This window comes from Rhodanobacter sp. Soil_C_14 (assembly GCF_057657335.1).
In genome coordinates this window covers 1-19,194 of sequence record NZ_JBDGIQ010000005.1, presented here as the reverse complement: position 1 = coordinate 19,194, position 19,194 = coordinate 1, and the positions used below count along the sequence as shown (strand labels likewise).

Below are 19,194 nucleotides of genomic sequence, written 5' to 3'. Positions count from 1 at the left end.
TCAGATCTCGGCCGCAAGCTGGTCGAGCAGGGCCTTGTGCGTCGAGGCATCCACCTCGCGCTGCACGATCTTGCTGGCACCCTGCACCGCGAGCGCACCGACCTGCTCACGCAGTTGGTCGCGCGCACGCTGCGCCATCGACGCAATGTCATCCTGCGCCGCGGCCTTCAGACGGTTGATCTCGCTGATCGCTTCGCCACGGGCCTTGTCGATGATCTGATTGGCCTGCTGCTGGGCCTTGTCGATGATCTCCGACGCCTGCAGGCGGGCCTGCTTGATCTCGCCAGCCACCTTCACGTCCGCGCTCTTCAGCTCGGCATGGGCGCGCTCGGCGGCATTCAGGCCTTCGGCGATCTTGACCTGGCGATCTTCGATGGCCTTGTTGATGTGCGGCCAGATGAAGTGGACGCTGAACCAGATCAGGATGGCGAACGAAATCATTTCGCCAATCAAGGTCGCGTTGAAATCCATCGCTGCGTTACCTGTAAATACGGAACAAGACAAACGCGGGAATCAGGGAAACCCGCGCCAGATACGCGATGGCGCCTCGATGGGCGCCATCGCGAGGGTGCTTCTTACTGACCCGCGCCGGCGGCGGACAGCACCTTGCCCAACAGCGGGTTGGCCACGGCGAAGTACATCGCCAGCGCCACGCCGATCAGGAACGCGGCGTCGATCAGACCAGCCAGCAGGAACATGCGGCCCTGCAGCAGCGGCACCAGCTCCGGCTGACGCGCGGCGGCTTCAAGGAACTTCGAACCCATGATGCCGATACCGATACAGGCGCCGAGCGCACCAAAACCGATGATCAGGCCGAGCGCGATGGCGGTGAAGCCCTGGATTTGTGCAAACTGGACGAGATGTTCCACGGTAGTCTCCTGAGAAATTCAAACTGGAATAGACAAAGCGGTTGCAGCAGATGATTCGAGAACGCCGATCAGTGGTGATCGTGCGCCATCGAGATGTACACGATCGTCAGCACCATGAAGATGAACGCCTGGATCGAGATGATCAGGATGTGGAAGATGCCCCACACCGTGTAGCCGATGATGCCCGCACCATACAGCGCCCAGCCCGCCAGGCCGGCACCGGCGCTGAACAGGCCGGCGATCAGCATGAACACCAGCTCGCCTGCATACATGTTGCCGAACAGTCGCATCGCCAGGCTCACCGGCTTGGAGGCGAGCTCGACCAGGTTCAGCGCGAAATTGGGAATCCACAGCAGCGGGTGCTTGCCGAACGGTGCGGTGAACAGCTCGCTCATGTAGCCGCCGGCGCCCTTGGCCTTGAAGCTGTAGAAGATGATCAGCACGAACACCGTCAGCGACATCGCGAACGTCATGTTGATGTCGGCGGTGGGCACGGCGCGGAAGTGGCCGATGCCGAACTTCTCGGTGATCCACGGCAGCAGGTCGACCGGCAGCAGGTCCATCGCGTTCATCAGGAAGACCCAGACGAACACGGTCAGCGCCAGCGGCCCCAGCACGCGGCGATCACCATGGAACACGTCCTTGACCTGGCCATCGACGAACTCGAGGATGATCTCGACGAACGCCTGGCCCTTGCCCGGCACTCCGGCCGTCGCCTTGCGCGCCTTCAGCCAGAACCACAGACAGAACAACACGCCCAGCACCAGCGACACGGTGACCGAGTCGACGTGCACCGCCCAGAACCCGCCCTCGCTGGTATGCGGGGTCAGGTGCTTGAGATGGTGCTGGATGTATTCGGTAAGACCGCCAGTCGGCTCGCTTGCCATGGATCAACCCTTGAATCTGAACGCCAGCAGATAAACCGCGTAAGCCGCCGCCAACCCCGTGATGGCGGCCAGCGGTGGCAACTTGAGTTGGAACAGGATCACGATCAGCCCTCCGACGATCACGATCCATTTCAGGAACACGCCCGTCAGCAACCGGCCCAACGCCTGACCCGCGCCCGTCACGCCGCTGAAGAATCGCGCCGACATCAGCGCGGTACCCAGCGCCACCATCGTCGCGCCCGCAGCAGCCGAAACCGCTTCACGCGGTCCCAATGCGAGAAACACGAGGCCGACCAGCAACGCCACCAGCAACTGCAGCAGGACAATGCGCAGCGCGATGCGTCGACCGGAGGCAAGACTGTTGAGCAACGTAGCTTCTCCGCGCGGCCTGCAGCAGGCGGCACCGATACAGCTGCGGGCCACGATCCAATCCGTAAAAGTATAGCAGTTGAAAAGTTGCAGGGACAAGCCGTGGAAGCTGCGGCATCGTGTCCCGCGGCGCACTTAACGCATTGAATTGTGGAGCCGTCACCGGCCACGCCACAAAATCTTTCGAAGCCACACACGAGCAGGGCCGGACAAAAGTCCGGCCCTGCTCACGCCGCGTGAAGCGCAACGATACCGCTGGATTACTTGGCCGAAGCCTTCTTGGCGGCCACCGGCGCCGCGACCGCGTCATTGGCAGCCTGCCGCTGTTCCTGCACGAGGGCATTCAGCGACTCGGCGGTCTTCTGGGTCACGGCGATCACTTCCTGCGAAACGGCCACGGCGCGCTCGGCATTCTCGCGGCTCAGGCTGCTGCCCTTTTCCCACAGGCTGCGCAGGCCGTCCATGTCGCGGGTTTCCATCGCCTCGGCGACGAACTGGGCGGAGACCTTGGACTGCTCCTCGAGCGCCTTGAGCTGCAGCTCGGCGACCGTCTCCAGGCCCTTCAAGGCCAGCGACTGCGCCTTGAACGCGCTGTCGGTGAACTGCTTGGTGAAAGCGAAAAGCTGGTTGTTGAACTGCTGCGTCATGGCTTGGTCCTCGTTGAGGATGGGGTAGTGGCAGCCATTCTAGCGAAAGATTTTGTGCAGTGCAATATATATTTCCGGTCGACGACCAGACCAGCGGGGAAATGTTCTGGAAAAACGATCTGTTGGAGTCGCCATGAACCACATCGCGCCGCGTCAAAGCGATCATCCCGAGCCCAGTCAACTCCGCCCCGACCGAAGACTGCAGAGCTTGGCGCGGGCCCGGTGACGGGGCCGGCTCACATGCCCCGGTATCGACATCCCGACGTGCAGGTTTCATGCACCACCACTTCGGAAAGCAGCGGCAGTGCGGGCTTCAGCCGATCCCAGATCCACACCGCCAGCCGCTCGCTGGTCGGATTCTCCAGCCCCTCGATGTCATTGAGATAGTGATGATCGAGCTGATCGTAAATCGGCTGAAACACCGCTTTGACGTCGCCAAAATCCATCACCCACCCCGACTCCACCCCGAGCTCGCCGGTCAGATGCAACTCGACCCGGAACGAATGCCCATGCAGCCGCGCGCACTTGTGCCCCTCCGGCACGTTGGGCAGGCGGTGAGCGGCTTCGAGGGTGAAGACTTTGAAGATGTTCATCGGCGGATTGTACAGCCCTCGGGAAAGCCGCCCAGCATCAGTAGAAGGACGACATTCCGAACCCGCCTGGCGCTGCAATGACCCTGCAAACATGCACCATCTTCCATCAAACAGCATGACTGGCCGGAACGCAGGTAGGACACGCAGGCGCCAGGTGCAGTCGGGCACCTTGGCTGTGCAAGGTCTGCGACCGACTTCCGCGATTTGCAAAGAGAGGTGTTTGGTGGCTATGGGTGGACTCGAACCACCGACCCCAGCATTATGAGTGCTGTGCTCTAACCAGCTGAGCTACATAGCCTTGAGGAATTCCGCCAGGCTGGATCGGAACGATCACGGGCGGGGCGCGGAAGTGTAGTGGGCCGGGGACGAAGGTTCAAGCCTGCGGCTTGCCGCTGCTTCGCGGGCTGTGGTTGAATCGGCTTCAGGAATTCGGCGTGGCGTGCAGGAAAACTGCGTCGTTCGGCTCCAGGAGGCGACATGATTGATGTAGATGGCTACCGCCCGAATGTCGGCATCGTGCTGCTGAATGCAGACGGGCAGTTGTTCTGGGCGCGCCGGGTCAATCGTGACGGCTGGCAGTTCCCGCAGGGCGGCATGCGCTCGGACGAGACGCCGCTGGAGGCGATGTATCGCGAACTGGAAGAGGAGACCGGGCTGGCGGCGCATCACGTGGAAGTGATCACCGCCACCCACGGCTGGCTGAAGTACCGCCTGCCGAGTCGCTACGTGCGGCACCACCAGCGGCCGACCTGCATCGGTCAGAAGCAGGTGTGGTTTCTGCTGAAGCTGGTCGGCGGCGAGGAAGCGTTGAAGCTGGATGCCTGCGAAAAGCCGGAGTTCGACATCTGGCGCTGGGTGGATTTCTGGTACCCCGCGGCGCACGTGGTGAACTTCAAGCGCGACGTGTACGCACGGGCGCTGCGCCATTTCGCGCCACTGGTGGAGGACTTGTTCAGCGTGCAGCTGGGCACCCTGCCGCCGCGCGACGAGCCCGACACACCCTCCAGGCCGCAGGGCGGTCGCGCGGTGGCCTGAACCGGTTGAACGGACGCTCGGCTGAATTCCGGGCAATCGGCGGCCGCCCACTTGTTGACAATCGTTCGCATTCGCGTTCTCATACGCGTCATGTATATCTGCATGTGCAATGCCGTCACCGATCACGACATCCGCCGCGAGGCGGCTGCCGGCGTACAGACGTTCGCCGAGTTGCAGGCGCGTACCGGCTGCTCGGACTGCTGCGGTTGCTGCAATGCCGAGGCACGCGCCACGTTCGACCAGGCGCGCTCGCAGGTGATCTGCCAGTTGCCGCTCGTCACGGCCTGATTCCCCCTTCGTTTCATGCGCAACCCGGCCGGAGTCCGCTCCGCACGCCGGGCAAAGGCGTTCCATTCTCATTCCGTCGCCGCCAACGCGGAGTTTGTATAGTCGGGACTGATTTTCGAGAGGAGTGGAAGCCATGAAGGGTGATGCGAAGGTCATCGAATTCCTCAACAAGGTGCTCTACAACGAGCTGACCGCGATCAACCAGTATTTCCTGCATTACCGCATGCTCAAGGACTGGGGCTATGGCGAGCTGGCCGCGCATGAATACAAGGAGTCGATCGAGGAGATGAAGCACGCCGATCACCTGATCGAGCGCATCCTGTTCCTCGATGGTCTGCCGAACCTGCAACACCTGGGCAAGCTGCGCATCGGCGAGAACGCGATCGAGTCGATGCAGGGCGACCTGGACCTGGAACTGGCGGCTGTGAAGGACCTGCGCGAGGCCATCGCCTACAGCGAAGGCATCGCCGACTACATCAGCCGCGACCTGTTCAAGGACATCCTGCACGACGAGGAAGAGCACATCGATTGGCTGGAGACCCAGTTCAGCCTGATCAGGGATATCGGTGCGGAGCGTTATCTACAGAACAAGATGACCAGCTGACGCCGTCACACCGGGACGAGCCGCCGCCCGATTCGTGCTGCCGTTCCTTGACGCTTTCATCACGCCGGGGCTATACCTTGGGTTTTCCCCGGAACAGCCGCATGGGTTCACGACCGCCACCACGTTTCGTCGTGCGCCGCCACGACGATACCGGCCATCGCCGACGCTGGTGGTGGCTGGCCCTGGCATGGCTGGCCAGCCTGCTGGTGGTCGGCCTTGTCGTAGCCTTGTTCGGCCGGCACGCCAACGCACCGGCTGTGGTGGACAACCGGCAACAACGCGCCCTGCTCGGTCAGATCGACGACCTGAAGCAGCAGCTGGCCAATCTGCAGCGCTCGGCCCAGGTCAATGAAGTGGCCACGCGTTCGCTGCGGGGCACGCTGGCCCAGCGCGAAGAGGAACTCAACGGCCTGCGCGCCGACCTCGGCTTCTACTCGCGGCTGGTCGGCGGCGATGCCCAGCGGCAGGGACTGAAGTTGCAGGAAGTGAAGCTGCAGCCGATCGTCGGTTCACGCGGCTGGAACCTCAGCCTCAGCCTGACCCAGAACGCCAAGCGGGGCGACGAGGTTTCCGGCAATGCCCTGGTCAGCGTGGAAGGCCTGCGCGGCGACAAGGTGACGCGGCTGGACTGGAACGCACTGGGCGACGCCGCGCAAAAGGACGGCATGCCGTTCCGCTTCACCTATTTCCAGCAACTGCACGGCACGATCGTGTTGCCCGCGGATTTCCGCCCGACACGACTGCGCATCAGCGTGAAGCCTGCCGACGGGGAGACGGTGAACCGCGCCGTCGCCTGGGGCGACGCGCTGAGTGGCAATATCACGACCGCACAAGGGGATCACGATGCTCAACCGTAGACGCAGCGACCGCAACGATCGCAACAACAGCCACAACGAAACCAGCCTGATTGCCCGTGGCACGTCGATTCGCGGCGATGTGCGCTTCAGTGGCGCACTGCACCTGGATGGGCGCATCGAAGGCAGCGTGATCGGCGAAGGCGAGGACACCATGTTCACCCTCAGCGAGCACGGCCAGGTGCATGGCGAAATCCACGTGCCGCAGGCGGTGATCAACGGCCACGTGACCGGCGACGTGAACGTCAGCGTGCGACTGGAACTGGCGCCGCAGGCGCGTATCGATGGCGACCTGCGTTACCACACCCTGGAGATGGCCGCCGGCGCTCAGGTCAACGGACGCATCACGCGCCAGGCCGAGGAGGCCCAGCGCAACCTGCCCGCGCCGGCCCAGGATGCCGGCGTGGACGAGGCAGTGCCCGCCTGACGCGCTATGCTTGCGCAGACCCCGCCACGCCCCCACTTCGAAAGCCATGGAAACCATCGTCTCGATCCCTGACTACCAGAGCAGCGGCACGCCGCTGATCTTCACCGCAGCGGCCGCGCACAAGGTGCATGAGTTGATTGCCGAAGAGGGCAATCCGGCGTTGAAGCTGCGCGTCTACATCTCCGGTGGCGGCTGTTCGGGCTTCCAGTACGGCTTCACCTTCGACGAAGCCCAGGCCGAGGACGACCTGGCGGTGGAGCGTGACGGTGTCACCCTGCTGTGCGATCCGCTGTCGCTGCAGTATCTGGGCGGCGCGCAGATCGACTACGCCGAGAACCTCAGCGGCGCGCAGTTCGTGATCAGCAACCCGAACGCGAAAACCACCTGCGGTTGCGGCTCCTCGTTCTCCGCCTGAGGAAGTTGCCGATGGACCGGGCCTGGCTTGCCCCCACCAACACCTTCGCCGGGCTCAGCCTGGTGCTCGACCGGGTCGCCGAGTCGCGCGACGAATCGACGTGGATCGTCGAGCAGGCCCGCTCGCCTGCGGCGCGTTATCTGTTGCTGGATGCCGCGGGCGAAGCCTTCCTGCGCCGCGATGGCGACCGGCTGCGCTGGCTCGACGTCGACGAACGCGAGCGCTGGCTGGGGGACACGCGGGCCAGCCTGCTCGGCATGGCGTACGAGCGCCCGCATTTCCTGCTGGTGGCGGACGATCCCGGGCGCATCGATGAACTGGAGCGTGCCCTCGACGCACGTCGCCAAAGCCTGCGCAGCGCCGGCCTGCTGCTGGATGCCGACGAAGCCGGACTGTTTGCCTACGCCAAGGGTCTGTCGCACTGGCAACGCGAGACGCGATTCTGTACACACTGCGGCGCGGCGCTGCTGCTGGTGGCCGCCGGGCATCGCGCGCAATGCACCAACGCCGAGTGCGCGCGCCTGCATTTCCCGCGCACCGACGCGGCCGTGATCATGCTGGTCGAGCACGAGGGCGCCTGCCTGCTCGGGCGCCAGGCGGGCTGGCCCGCGGGGCGCTATTCCACGCTGGCCGGTTTCGTCGAGCCGGGCGAGGCGCTGGAGGATGCGGTGCGCCGCGAAGTGGCCGAGGAGGCCGGCGTGATCGTCGACGAGGTCCGCTACCACTCCTCGCAACCGTGGCCGATGCCTGCCTCGCTGATGGTCGGCTTCATCGCCACGGCGCGCTCAAGGCGCATCGCTCGGCGCGATCACGAGCTGGAAGATGCCCGCTGGTTCACTCCGCAGCAGATCGTCGATGGCATCTCCGACGGCAGTTTCCTCCCGTCCACGCCGCTGTCGGTGTCCTACCAGTTGCTGACGTACTGGCTGCAATGTCGTGCCGGCCTGGATCTGGCCGCGCTGCTGGAGGCGGCCGCGACACCTTGAGCCCCCGCCGAGAACTTGGTGACGCGCTGGCGGTCTGATTCGCCGCACCTCATCAGGGAATCGGACATGGCGCATGGAAGCACCCCTCTGCAGGTGCGGGAAAAGCCCGCCCATCGCCCTGACTGGTGGGCAGCGCTTCGGCGCGGAGGCATTCTCGGCCTGGTGATCTCGTTGCATCTTGGTCTGCTGGCGTTGTTGTTCGGGCCGGTCGCGCCACGCCCGCCCCATTCACACGCGCCGCCCTCAGACCAGGACGTGCTGCGAATCCGGCTGGTGACGCAGATTCGCGCGCATACCTCCGCGCGACCGATGCCGCGGCGCTCGCGCCAGGCGCGGCCGGCCTCGCCACCGCTTGCGCTCACCACGGCCACGCCGGTCCAGGCAGCGGAGCCGGCTCCGGCAGCCAGGATGATCGGGGCGTCGCCGGTTGCGGACGACTATCAGTCGCCGATCCAGGGTGGCCGCAGCGGTACGGGATCACCGCCCACCCAGGTACGCCTTCCCGGAACGGACATCGCACGCATTCGTGGCATTTCCCTCGACGACAAGCCAGGCCTGCAACAGGTGGTGCGCAGGATGGCCGGAGCCAGCCGTTGCAAGTACGTCCGCATGAAGATGGAGCACAGCACCATCCAGTTCGTCACCGCTCAGTTGATGGACCGCGCGCTGGAGGCTGATGGGTGCGGCCCGCAGGTTCCGCGTACGGCCGACGACCACACCGTCGAAGCGATCTCGCATCAGGCCATCTTCGGCGATTGAACGCACGACGAGGCACCGAGGCGCACGGGCAGTCGCATACAATGGCCCCAGTCCCTGCGAAGCTGCTTCCCCATGGCCATTCGTCTGCTTGTCGTCCTGATCGCCCTTGGTCTGCTGCACGTCGCGCCGCAACTGGCGCGCTGGCGCGGTGACGGCTGGTTCCGCCGCTGGATAGCCCAGCTGGGTGACACCAGCGGCGCGGCCCGGGTGGCGGTGGCTCTGTTGCTGCCCGCGGCGCTGTGCGTGCTGGTCGTGTGGATGCTGGGATGGTCGCCGCTGGGCGAACTGTTGCGCTTGCTGTTCGCGCTGGCCGTGCTGCTGTACTGCTTCGGTCCGCGCGAGTTCGAAGTGGATCTGGAGGCGATTCTGCGCGCCCCGGACGACGCCAGCCGCGAGGCAGCGGCACAGGCTCTGGCCGACGATGGCAACCCGGTCGCCTGGAACGCTCCCGCGCTCGGCGAGGCCGTGGCCTACGCCGCGTTGCGCCGGCGTTTCGCGGTGCTGTTCTGGTTTTTCCTGCTCGGGCCCGTGGGCGCCCTGCTCTACCGCTTGGGGCAGACGCTGGGCCGCAACGACTCGCTGCATCTCGACACGACCACCCGGCGCGTTGCCGACCAGGTCGCCAATGCGCTGGACTGGTTGCCGGCACAGCTGCTGACTTTCACCCTGGCCGTGGTCGGCCATTGGGATGCCGTGATCGACGCGTGGCGCCGCTGGCACAGCCAGGCGGCGCCAACCAGCTGGTACAGCAGCGGCCCCGGCTTTCTGGGCGCTGCAGCCAGGGCCGACGTGGTCACCGACATCGAGGCGGGCGACGGTTACGCCGAGGAACACAGCGATCCGCTGGGCGAACTGCGGCGGCTACAGGGCGCCCTGTTGCGGGCGTTGCTGGCGTGGCTGAGCGTGGTGGCGCTGGTGGTGATCGGCAGCTGGGTGGGTTGAGCGACTCGTTCAGGCCAGGTCGCCGCGCAACTCACGAACCCGCGCCTCCAGTGCCGCGACGCCGGCGTTCTCCGGTTGCCGTGGCGCATCGACCACCAGCTCCACTCGTGCGCGGAAACGGCGAGGCAGGCGGGAACGGCCCAGCATCGAGTCACGCCGGCTCCATACGCTGCCCCACAGGCCGCGCAGGGCCATCGGCACCACCGGCACGGGCCGCCTGGCGAGAATCTTCTCGACGCCCGCCCGGAACGGCGCTATCGAGCCATCACCGGTGAGTCCACCCTCGGGGAAGATGCAGACCACCTCGCCATTGGCCAGCGCGGTGTCGATCGCATCGTAGGCCTCTTGCAGCACGGCAGAGTCTTCCCGGTGACCGGCGATCGGGATCGCCTTGGCCGTACGGAACACGAAGCTGAGCACGGGGATCCGGAAGATCTTGTAATACATCACGAAACGCATGGGACGGCGCAGATTGGCCATCAGCAGCAGCGGATCCATGAAGCTGACGTGGTTGCACACCAGCAGAACGGGACCCTCCTCGGGAATCCTTTCACTGCCGTCCACGCGCACCCGGTACAAGGTGTTCACCAGCACCCAGGTGATGAAGCGCATCACGAACTCGGGCACCAGGGTGAAGATGTACCAGGCCACCATCACGTTGAGCAGCGAGGCCGCCAGGAAGATCTGCGACGCGCCGAAGCCCAGCAAGCCCAGGCCGAGTCCGAAGCCGGACGCCAGCACGATCAGCAAGGCGTTGAGGATGTTGGTGCCGGCGATGATCCGCGACAGCTTCTCGCGCGGCGCGCGCGCCTGCACGTAGGCAAACAGCGGCACCACGTAGAAACCCGCGAACGCGCCGATCAGGGTGAGGTCCAGCGCGATCCGCCAGCTTCCGGCCGAATGCAGGAAGCCCAGCCAGTCCAGTCCGCGCACCGTGGCCACGCCATGACGCGCGAAGTACAGGTCCACACCAAACGCGGTCAGCCCGAAAGCGCCCAGTGGAACCAAGCCGATTTCCACCCGGCGTCCCGACATGCGCTCGCACAGCAACGCCCCGGCGCCAGTGCCGATCGAGAACAGGGTCAGCACCAGTGTATTGACCGAACCATCGCCACCCAGCGTCTCGCGCGTATAGATCGGCAACTGCGCGATCAGGACCGTGCCGAAAAACCAGAACCAGGAGATGCCCAGTATCGCGTTGAACACTGCACGGTCGGCCCGGGTTATCGCCAGCACGCGGGCCGTTTCGCTGAACATGTTCCAGTTGAACTTCAGCTCCGGCGCGGTCGCCGGCGCAGGCGGAATCCTGCGGCAGACCAGATAGCCCGCCACGGCCACCGCGATGGTCGCGCCCGAGGCCAGCAACGGACCGATACCCGCCACCAGCATCAGCGAGTTGCCGGCGATCATGCCCACCAGCATCGCCATCTGCGTGCCCATCTCGACCAGGCCATTGCCACCGACCAGTTCGTCGCGCTTCAGCGCCTGGGGAAGGATCGCGTACTTGATTGGCCCGAACATGGTCGAGTGCATGCCCATCATGAACAGCACCACCAGCAACAACGAAGTGTGGTGTGTGTAGAAGCCATAGGCGGCCAGCACCATCGCGCCGATCTCGAACAGCTTCACGTAGCGGATGATCCGTGTCTTCTCGTACTTTTCGGCCAGCTGTCCGGCGGTGGCGGAGAACAGGAAGAACGGAATGATGAACAGCGCCGGCGCAAGATTCGTGTAGATCGAGGCGACGCGATCGCTCAGGCCCATCTGGTAGGCCACCAGCATCACCAGCGCATTGCGAAACGCATTGTCGTTGAAGGCACCCAGCGCCTGGGTCCAGAAGAACGGCGCGAAGCGGCGCTTGCCCAGCAATGCGAATTGGCTCATGCGATGCCTTGGAAGAAGATCTTGAAACAGCCCTGACCTCGCGGTCGCCGAAACGATTATTGCCGGCGTGGGCGCCGCAGACAATGAATAACCGACGGGATACCAACATCCGATTGCGGGCGACCCGCGGGCCGCTCTCGGAACCAAGTGAACTTTTCCCGGAACTTCGCCTCCAATTCCAAAGCTCCCGATTCGCGCAGCTCACTCCCAGCCATGGATTTGGTGTAAGTTGTTGCGGTACGGCAAATTATTCAGGCCAGCGCACAACCTTGTTGGGGTTCGCAATGCCTCCCACCACACTTGAATCGGTTCCGTCCGTGAACACGCAAATCTCCGCCACAATCCCGCCCAAGATCCAGACCGAAAGCACGTTTGCTTCCCGCATCAAATTGCTGATTCAGCGAGTAGGCAGCGCGACCGAAATCGCCAGAATGTGCGGATTCTCGGAAGGAGTCGTACGCAGCTGGCGTGACGGAAACACGGATCCTTCCCGTGCACGCTGTGTCACCTTGGCGCGCACTCTTGGAATCTCACTGGTGTGGCTTGTTGCCGGTGAAGGTTCGCTGCAGATCGATCCCGGCCAGCCAAGCTTCGAAGAGCAAGTCAGTTCGGAAGAGATGAGCCCGCACCGGACGCACGCCCGACCGGAGACAGGAATAGTGGGTTTCGACCACGGTAAGGTCGACACACAGCGCCTGAATACCGCTGTGCGTATCCTGCAGTCCGAGCTGGACCTCGCCGACAACCCTCTCTCGTTGTCCGAGAATGCCGATCTGGTAACCAGGCTTTATGACATCCTGGGGCCCAGCGGCTCGCATGTGGATACCTTGGCGATGGTGGCGTTCAACCGGCAGCTTGCCGAACGTATCCGCAAGGTCCGCCAGACAGCCTGATCCAGTCAAAAACATGGCAGCCCAGCCCTTGGCTGCCATGTTTTTTTACAACACCTTCAAAGCAGCGCGATATCGGCGATCGCGCCGAACTGCGTCTTCAACTGGTTGAGCAGCGCCAGGCGGTTGGCGCGCACGGCGGGGTCGTCGGCATTCACCAGCACGCTCTCGAAGAATGCATCGACGGGCGCCTGCAGATGGGACAGGCGCGCCAGGACAGCGGCATAGTCTCCGGCATCCAGCGCAGCGGCGCTGTCGCGTTGCGCCGAGGCCAGGGCATCGGCCAACTCGCGTTCCGCGTCGGTTTCGAAGCGGGCCGGGTCCACGATCCGCCCGATCGACGGTGCGCCCGCCTCTTCGGCCTGCTTGCGCAGGATGTTGCCAACGCGTTTGTTGGCGGCAGCCAGACTCATCGCCTCGGCGCGGCGACCGAACTCGGCAACAGCCCGCAAGCGCCGATCGAAGTCGGCCAGGCTGGCAGGCTGCACCGCTAGCACGGCCTCGAACTGGTTATGGTCGAAGCCTTGCTCGGCGTAATAGCCACGCAGCCGATCGAGCACGAAGTCGTACAGTTCATCGAGCAGGATGGCGCGCCGCTGGGCGGCGTTGAGTGTCGGCGGCTTGCCGTCCTTGCCTGGCTTGAGACCTGCAGCGAGGGCTGCATCAGGGATCAGCTCCAGTGCCTCGATGAAGCTTCCGCGCAAGTCCAGCTCCAGGCCACCTTCGATCAGGGTGCGCGCCAGGCCCAGCGCGGCGCGGCGCAGGGCGAACGGGTCCTTGTTGCCGCCGGGCTTCATGCCGACGGCAAAGATGCCCGCCAGGGTATCGAACCGTTCGGCCACCGCCAGCACCTGGCCCAGCTTGTCCGCGGCAATGCGATCACCGCCGAAGCGTGGCTGGTAATAGCTGTCCAGCGCCTCGGCCACGACCGCGGGTTCGCCGTCGTGGCTGGCGTAGTAGCGCCCCATCACACCCTGCAATTCGGGGAACTCACCGACCATGCGGGTCAGCAGGTCGCACTTGGCCAGGCTGGCCGCCCGCGTGGCCGCGCCGGCGTCGACACCGGTCCGGTTGGCGATGATCCGCGCCAGTTCCGCCACGCGCACGCTCTTGTCCCACAGGCTGCCCAACGCCTGCTGATAGGTGACTCCCTTGAGCTGCTCCTGGTAGCTGGCCAGCGGAGTCTTCAGGTCTTCATCCCAGAAGAACTTGGCGTCGGCGAAGCGCGGCCGGATCACGCGCTCGTAACCCTTGCGGATCTCGGAAGGGTTCGTGCTTTCGACGTTGGCGATGCCGATGAAATGCTCGGTGAGGTTGCCGCTGGCGTCGAACACCGGAACGAACTTCTGGTTCCCCACCATGGTGGTGACCAGCGCCTCGGGCGGTACGGCGAGGAACTCGCGTTCGAAGGTGCAGGCGATCGCCACCGGCCATTCGGTGAGGTTGGCCAGTTCGTCAAGCAGGGCGTCGTCCAGTCGGGGTACCCCGCCGGTGGCGCCCGCCACCTGTTGGATCTGGTCCTGGATGCGCTGGCGTCGCTCGCGAGGATCGGCCAGCACGTTGCAGGCACGCATGGCATCCAGCCAGCCGTCGGCATCGGCCACGTGCACCGGTTGCGGGTGCATGAAGCGATGACCGCGTGACTTGCGCCCGCTGCGCAGCCCCAGAACTTCGCCATCGATGATCTCGGCCCCGTGCAGGATCACCAGCCAATGGGCTGGTCGCACGAAACTGTAATCGTGATCGGCCCAGCGCATCGGGCGCGGGATCGGCAATGCCTTCAGCGCCTCGTCGACGATTTCCGGCAGCAACGCCGCCACCGGCTGGCCCGGCTTCACGCTGCGCCAGACAAACCAGCTGCCCTTGTCCGTTTCAAGTTTCTCCAGCTCGTCCACACCGACGCCGCACGACTGCGCAAACCCCAGCAGGGCTTTCGAAGGCTGGCCTTCGGCATCCAGCGCGGCGCTCAGCGCAGGACCCCGGCGCTCGATCGCCTGCTCCGGCTGGGCCACGACCACAGCGGGGATATGGACGGCCAAACGACGTGGCGAGGCATAGGCTTGCGCCTGGTCAAGCGCGGCGCCGATGCTGCGCCTGGCCAATCCGTCGCAGATCCCGCGCTGGAACGCGGCGGACAATTCGTCGAGCGCCTTCGGCGGCAATTCTTCCGTACCCAGCTCGATCAGCAGTGACTTGGCGGCGCTCATGCAGCCTGCTCCTTGTGGCCCGCAATGGGAGTCTGCTTCAGACCCGGGAAGCCGAGTTTCTCGCGTTGCGCCACATAGGTTTCGGCGACGCCGCGCGACAACGTGCGTACGCGCAGGATGTAGCGCTGGCGCTCGGTGACGCTGATCGCACGGCGCGCATCGAGAAGATTGAAGGTATGGCTGGCCTTCATCACCTGCTCGTACGCCGGCAAGGGCAGGTTGGCGGCGATCAGCTGATTGGCGGTGGCCTCGCAGACATCGAACCAGCGCAACAACTCGGGCACGTTGGCGTGTTCGAAGTTGTAGGTGCTCTGCTCGACCTCGTTCTGATGGAACACGTCGCCATAGGTCACCGTGCCGCGCGGGCCATCGGTCCAGATCAGGTCGTAGACGTTGTCCACGTTCTGCAGATACATGGCCAGCCGTTCCAGGCCGTAGGTGATCTCGCCGGTGACCGGACGACACTCCAGGCCGCCGGCCTGCTGGAAGTAGGTGAACTGGGTCACCTCCATGCCGTTCAACCAGACTTCCCAGCCGAGCCCCCAGGCACCGAGCGTGGGCGACTCCCAGTTGTCCTCGACGAAGCGCAGGTCATGCACCAGCGGATCCAGTCCCAGCTCCCTGAGCGAGCCGATGTACAACTCCAGGATGTTCTCGGGATTGGGCTTCATCACCACCTGATACTGATAGTAATGCTGCAGGCGATTGGGATTCTGGCCGTAGCGACCATCGGTGGGGCGACGCGACGGTTGCACATAGGCGGCCGCCCAGGGTTCCGGACCCAGCGCCCGCAGGAAGGTGGCGGGATGGAAGGTGCCGGCGCCGACCTCGGTATCGAGCGGCTGCAACAGCACACAGCCCTGCGCCGCCCAATAGCGGTTGAGGGTCTGGATCACATCCTGGAAGGTGCGTGCGGACATGGCTTTCCGTGACCTGGATTAAAGCGCGTTAGTATAGCTGCAGCTTGCTTTCGCACTGGGCTGCGCCCGGAAATGCATGGGGGATACCGCCGGATGGCCGCTTCACCGCAAATCGCTTCACTGCTTGGCCGCCGGGGTCGATTGGAGCTGGACGAACTGCTGGCAGCCCTGGTCGTCGATGGCTACCTGCTGGCCGACGACGCCAAGCAGGTTCGCATCGGTAACCGGGCCGGTCGCAGCACGGTGGAGCTGCATCCGCTGGTGGTGATCGCCAACGCCAAACTGATCAACCAGCGCGATCCGGGCCGTCCGTTGAGTCTGGAAGGCCTGACCGAATGGTTGGCCGGCCATGCCGGGCTGCCGTATCTGAAGATCGACCCGATGAAGATCAATGTCGCGGCGGCGACCCAGGTGGTCAGCCAGGCCTATGCCAAGCGGCATCGCATCCTGCCGATCGCGGCCGCACCCGGCGAAGTGACGTTCGCCACCTGCGAACCGTTCGAGTCGGGCTGGGCGCCGGACCTGAGCCAGATGCTGCGCCGGGACATCCGGCGGGTGGTGGCCAGTCCCATCGACATCAATCGCTACCTGCAGGAGTTCTACGGCGTCCAGCGCTCGATCCAGCTGGCGCAGGATGCCAAGAACGGCAGCGACGCCTCGTCGGCCATCCTCAACTTCGAGCAACTGGTCGAACTGGGCAAGAGCGGCGAAGTCGGTGCGGACGATCGCCACGTGGTGCATATCGTCGACTGGCTGCTGCAGTACGCGTTCGAGCAGCGGGCCTCCGACATCCACCTGGAGCCGCGCCGCGAAACGGGCCATATCCGCTTCCGCATCGACGGCATCATGCAGAAGGTTTTCGAGCTGCCCTCGCCGGTGATGACCGCAGTCACCGCCCGAATCAAGATCCTGGCGCGCATGGACGTCGCCGAGAAGCGCCGCCCGCAGGACGGCCGCATCAAGACACGCTCTTCCTCCGGACGCGAAGTCGAGTTGCGCATTTCGAACATGCCCACCGCGTTCGGCGAGAAGGTGGTGATGCGCATCTTCGATCCCGACCTGGTGGTGAAGGACTTCGCGCAACTGGGCTTCTCGCCTGTCGAGGGTGCGAACTGGCGAAGCATGGTCGAACGACCGCACGGCATCGTGCTGGTCACCGGGCCGACCGGCTCGGGCAAGACCACCACGCTGTATTCCACGCTGAAGCATCTGGCCACGCCCGAGCTCAACGTGTGCACCGTGGAAGATCCGATCGAGATGGTCTCGCCGGAGTTCAACCAGATGCAGGTGCATGCGGCGATCGACCTGGATTTCGCGGCCGGCGTCAGGACCCTGCTGCGACAGGACCCGGACATCATCATGATCGGCGAGATCCGCGACCTGGAGACTGCCCAAATGGCCGTGCAGGCCTCGCTGACCGGGCATCTGGTGCTGTCCACGCTGCATACCAACGATGCGCCGAGCGCGGTCACGCGCCTGCTCGACCTGGGCGTTCCTCACTATCTGATCCAGTCGACCCTTACCGGAGTGGTGGCGCAGCGACTGGTGCGCACCCTCTGCCCGCATTGCAAACGGGCCAGCGTGCAGGACCCCCACGCCTGGAACGTACTCGTCCATGGCTGGGATTTGCCACTGCCGGCGCAGGTGTTCCAGCCTGTCGGATGTCTGGAATGTCGCAATACCGGCTTCCTCGGCCGCACCGGCATTTACGAGATGCTGAAACTGTCGCCCCGCCTGCGCGGGATGATTTCGGCCCAATTCGACCTGAGCGGGTTCGGCCAGGCCGCCCTGTCCGAGGGGATGCGCCCGTTGCGCATCTCCGCCGCCGACCAGGTAGCGGCCGGCCTGACCACCGTGCAGGAAATTCTCACCGTGCTGCCGCCGATCGACGCGTTCGAAGACGGACAGCCCTGACTACAGCCCGAGCCTCATCCCTGCATGAAACCCGTCCTGATCATCCGCACCGGCCGTGCCCCGGATCCCATCCGTGCCCGCCACGGCGACTTTCCGCACTGGTTCCGCCTGAGCGCCGGCCTGCAGCCACGGCAGCTGCAAGTTGTCGATGTCGCCAACGGCGAAGCCCTGCCAACACCGAAGGAAGTCGCTGGGGCGATCATCACCGGTTCGGCAGCCATGGTCACCGAACGGGCGCACTGGAGCGAACTCACCGCGGAGTGGATCCGTGATGCCATGGATGTCAGCCTGCCGCTGTTCGGCGTGTGCTATGGCCATCAGTTGATGGCCCATGCCTTGGGCGGCACGGTGGGTTACCTTCCAGGGGGGCGCGAAATAGGTACCCAGCTCATCGAGCTCACCGACGCCGGCAAGCGCGACTCGCTGGCACACGGCCTTCCACCACACTTTCGGGCGCATACCACGCACGAACAAAGTGTGCTTGAAGCACCGGCGGAAGCAGCCGTGCTCGCCCGCTCGGCCAGGGACCCGCATCAGTGGCTGCGTTATGGTCCGCACGCGCTGAGTGTGCAGTTCCATCCGGAGTTCAACGCCGAGGTGATGCGCGCCTACATCCGGCGCAAGCACTCCGACATGCATCGCGAAGGCAGCGATCCGAAACGCGTGTTCGGCGAAGTCGGCGCCACGCCGCTCGCTCGGCGCCTGTTGCGCCAGTTCGCCAACACCCATCTGCAGAATGGCGGCGCGTTCTGAAACATCAGCCCCGCAGGCGACGCGCTATGCCTTCGCGTGCGAACAGGGCGAACATCACGCCAAACAGGAATCCGCCGATGTGCGCCCACCACACGTAGGCGCCGTAGCTGGGTCCGGCATAGCTGAACAGCAGTTGCAGCAACACCCAGATGCCGATCAGCAGAAAGGCGGGGACCCGGACAAATTCCAGATAGAGACCCAGTGGCAGCACCAGCCCCAGCCGCGCCCGCGGGAACAGTGCCACGTAGGTGCCGACCACGGCCGAGACGGCTCCGCTGCAGCCGATGATTGGCAGCCGCACGCCGGCGAGCGACAGTGCGCCAATCAGATTCGCCACGATGCCGCCCACCACGAACAGAAGCAGGAAGCGAAACGATCCCAGTGCGCGCTCTCCAGGCAATCCGAAGATCACCAGGAAGAGCAGGTTGCTCAGCAAGTGCAGCCAGGTGACGTGAATGAACAGTGCGGTGAACAGCCGCAACAGGGCCGGATCGGTCAGCTGCGGCAGCAGCGCCTCGTGGGGATCGAAGATGTTCGCCGGAATCGTGCCCCATTCAAGCAGCAGAGAGATCCGCTGCGCCGGCGGCGTCAGCGCGAGAACCACAAAACATAAGACGCAAAACGAAACCACCAGGAGAGTGGCCCAATGCCAGCGGGGACGGCGCCGCGTTTCCACATGAATGAACAAAAGCCGCTCCTGGCGTGAGGCGCTGACTGGAGAAGGGCTTCATCATAGGCGATGGAGTGGCCCGGCAACGTTGGCCCCAATGGCAAAACCATCCTTCAAACGTCTCAAAGACGAAGGCCTCCCCGATGGGGGAGGCCTTCTAGGATAAGGCCCTTGGCGGTGACCTGTTGCGGTCGCCACTGCAATAGCACCAAAGAAAAACCCCCACCGTTTCCGGTGAGGGTGTTTCAGGATAAAGCCCCTGGCGGTGACCTACTCTTGCA

The 19,194-nt window shown here is 64.5% G+C and carries 22 protein-coding genes and 1 tRNA gene; 12 read left to right on the top strand and 11 right to left on the bottom strand.

The window, feature by feature from the left end:
• The 7 genes from AC3A56_RS12655 to AC3A56_RS12625 all read right to left on the bottom strand — a co-directional run bounded on the left by AC3A56_RS12655 (position 1) and on the right by AC3A56_RS12625 (position 3,663).
• A complete protein-coding gene (locus tag AC3A56_RS12655; protein ID WP_056715917.1) occupies positions 1-471 on the bottom strand; it encodes a F0F1 ATP synthase subunit B in 471 nt (156 codons plus the stop codon).
• Positions 472-575: 104 nt separating this feature from the next.
• Entirely contained in the window at positions 576-869 is a 294-nt protein-coding gene (gene atpE / locus AC3A56_RS12650; protein ID WP_007807016.1) for a F0F1 ATP synthase subunit C, read from the bottom strand.
• Positions 870-937: 68 nt separating this feature from the next.
• Positions 938-1,756 carry a F0F1 ATP synthase subunit A gene (gene atpB / locus AC3A56_RS12645; RefSeq protein ID WP_056715915.1) on the bottom strand — a complete coding sequence of 273 codons (819 nt, stop codon included), beginning with the start codon at positions 1,754-1,756 and terminating at the stop codon, positions 938-940.
• A 3-nt stretch (positions 1,757-1,759) separates the two neighbouring features.
• A complete protein-coding gene (locus tag AC3A56_RS12640) occupies positions 1,760-2,125 on the bottom strand; it encodes an ATP synthase subunit I (RefSeq protein ID WP_056715914.1) in 366 nt (121 codons plus the stop codon).
• A gap of 260 nt (positions 2,126-2,385) precedes the next feature.
• Positions 2,386-2,772 carry a phasin family protein gene (locus AC3A56_RS12635; RefSeq protein ID WP_204109948.1) on the bottom strand — a complete coding sequence of 129 codons (387 nt, stop codon included), beginning with the start codon at positions 2,770-2,772 and terminating at the stop codon, positions 2,386-2,388.
• 236 nt (positions 2,773-3,008) lie between these two features.
• Positions 3,009-3,365, bottom strand: coding sequence for a 6-carboxytetrahydropterin synthase QueD (gene queD, locus AC3A56_RS12630; RefSeq protein ID WP_056767916.1), 357 nt, complete (start codon positions 3,363-3,365; stop codon positions 3,009-3,011).
• 221 nt (positions 3,366-3,586) lie between these two features.
• Positions 3,587-3,663, bottom strand: a tRNA-Met gene (locus AC3A56_RS12625).
• A gap of 179 nt (positions 3,664-3,842) precedes the next feature.
• Here AC3A56_RS12625 and AC3A56_RS12620 point away from each other — a divergent pair.
• From AC3A56_RS12620 to ampE, 9 genes are all read left to right on the top strand, one after another.
• Positions 3,843-4,400 (top strand): RNA pyrophosphohydrolase, encoded by a 558-nt coding sequence (locus AC3A56_RS12620; RefSeq protein ID WP_056715907.1) that lies wholly within the window; start codon positions 3,843-3,845, stop codon positions 4,398-4,400.
• Positions 4,401-4,502: 102 nt separating this feature from the next.
• Positions 4,503-4,688 carry a (2Fe-2S)-binding protein gene (locus AC3A56_RS12615; protein WP_487770567.1) on the top strand — a complete coding sequence of 62 codons (186 nt, stop codon included), beginning with the start codon at positions 4,503-4,505 and terminating at the stop codon, positions 4,686-4,688.
• A gap of 133 nt (positions 4,689-4,821) precedes the next feature.
• Complete coding sequence (bfr, locus tag AC3A56_RS12610) at positions 4,822-5,292, top strand: bacterioferritin (RefSeq protein WP_056715904.1); 471 nt, start codon at positions 4,822-4,824, stop codon at positions 5,290-5,292.
• A 101-nt stretch (positions 5,293-5,393) separates the two neighbouring features.
• Positions 5,394-6,149: a DUF6776 family protein gene (locus tag AC3A56_RS12605; RefSeq protein ID WP_056767913.1), complete on the top strand. Its 756-nt coding sequence runs from the start codon at positions 5,394-5,396 to the stop codon at positions 6,147-6,149.
• Positions 6,136-6,573 (top strand): bactofilin family protein, encoded by a 438-nt coding sequence (locus AC3A56_RS12600; protein ID WP_056715899.1) that lies wholly within the window; start codon positions 6,136-6,138, stop codon positions 6,571-6,573. Before AC3A56_RS12605 ends, AC3A56_RS12600 begins: the two co-directional genes overlap by 14 nt.
• Positions 6,574-6,619: 46 nt before the next feature.
• The gene (erpA, locus tag AC3A56_RS12595; RefSeq protein ID WP_007806944.1) at positions 6,620-6,988 is read left to right on the top strand and encodes an iron-sulfur cluster insertion protein ErpA; all 369 of its coding nucleotides are present in this window, start codon (positions 6,620-6,622) and stop codon (positions 6,986-6,988) included.
• 11 nt (positions 6,989-6,999) lie between these two features.
• Positions 7,000-7,974: an NAD(+) diphosphatase gene (gene nudC, locus AC3A56_RS12590; RefSeq protein WP_487770566.1), complete on the top strand. Its 975-nt coding sequence runs from the start codon at positions 7,000-7,002 to the stop codon at positions 7,972-7,974.
• A 66-nt stretch (positions 7,975-8,040) separates the two neighbouring features.
• Positions 8,041-8,733 (top strand): hypothetical protein, encoded by a 693-nt coding sequence (locus AC3A56_RS12585; RefSeq protein WP_487770565.1) that lies wholly within the window; start codon positions 8,041-8,043, stop codon positions 8,731-8,733.
• 72 nt (positions 8,734-8,805) lie between these two features.
• Positions 8,806-9,675 (top strand): regulatory signaling modulator protein AmpE, encoded by an 870-nt coding sequence (gene ampE / locus AC3A56_RS12580; protein ID WP_056715894.1) that lies wholly within the window; start codon positions 8,806-8,808, stop codon positions 9,673-9,675.
• 9 nt (positions 9,676-9,684) lie between these two features.
• Here ampE and AC3A56_RS12575 read toward each other — a convergent pair whose 3' ends face one another.
• Positions 9,685-11,559 (bottom strand): MFS transporter, encoded by a 1,875-nt coding sequence (locus tag AC3A56_RS12575; RefSeq protein WP_487770564.1) that lies wholly within the window; start codon positions 11,557-11,559, stop codon positions 9,685-9,687.
• 317 nt (positions 11,560-11,876) lie between these two features.
• On the opposite strand from AC3A56_RS12575, the gene AC3A56_RS12570 reads away from it, so the two are divergent.
• On the top strand, positions 11,877-12,452 hold the full coding sequence (locus tag AC3A56_RS12570; protein ID WP_487770563.1) for a helix-turn-helix domain-containing protein: 576 nt from the start codon (positions 11,877-11,879) through the stop codon (positions 12,450-12,452).
• A 56-nt stretch (positions 12,453-12,508) separates the two neighbouring features.
• Here AC3A56_RS12570 and glyS read toward each other — a convergent pair whose 3' ends face one another.
• Both glyS and glyQ read right to left on the bottom strand, forming a co-directional pair.
• A complete protein-coding gene (glyS, locus tag AC3A56_RS12565; protein ID WP_056767900.1) occupies positions 12,509-14,656 on the bottom strand; it encodes a glycine--tRNA ligase subunit beta in 2,148 nt (715 codons plus the stop codon).
• Positions 14,653-15,576 (bottom strand): glycine--tRNA ligase subunit alpha, encoded by a 924-nt coding sequence (gene glyQ, locus AC3A56_RS12560; protein ID WP_056715876.1) that lies wholly within the window; start codon positions 15,574-15,576, stop codon positions 14,653-14,655. The genes glyS and glyQ overlap by 4 nt, the downstream gene beginning before the upstream one ends.
• Positions 15,577-15,669: 93 nt before the next feature.
• Between glyQ and tfpB the strand changes: the two genes are divergently transcribed.
• Both tfpB and AC3A56_RS12550 read left to right on the top strand, forming a co-directional pair.
• Positions 15,670-17,490 carry a type IV pilus assembly ATPase TfpB gene (gene tfpB, locus AC3A56_RS12555; RefSeq protein WP_056767897.1) on the top strand — a complete coding sequence of 607 codons (1,821 nt, stop codon included), beginning with the start codon at positions 15,670-15,672 and terminating at the stop codon, positions 17,488-17,490.
• Between the two features lie 24 nt (positions 17,491-17,514).
• Positions 17,515-18,243 carry a glutamine amidotransferase gene (locus AC3A56_RS12550; protein ID WP_487770562.1) on the top strand — a complete coding sequence of 243 codons (729 nt, stop codon included), beginning with the start codon at positions 17,515-17,517 and terminating at the stop codon, positions 18,241-18,243.
• 4 nt (positions 18,244-18,247) lie between these two features.
• Here the strand turns inward: AC3A56_RS12550 and AC3A56_RS12545 are convergent, their stop codons facing one another.
• Positions 18,248-18,931 (bottom strand): rhomboid family intramembrane serine protease, encoded by a 684-nt coding sequence (locus AC3A56_RS12545; protein ID WP_056715871.1) that lies wholly within the window; start codon positions 18,929-18,931, stop codon positions 18,248-18,250.
• Positions 18,932-19,194 lie beyond the last annotated feature (263 nt).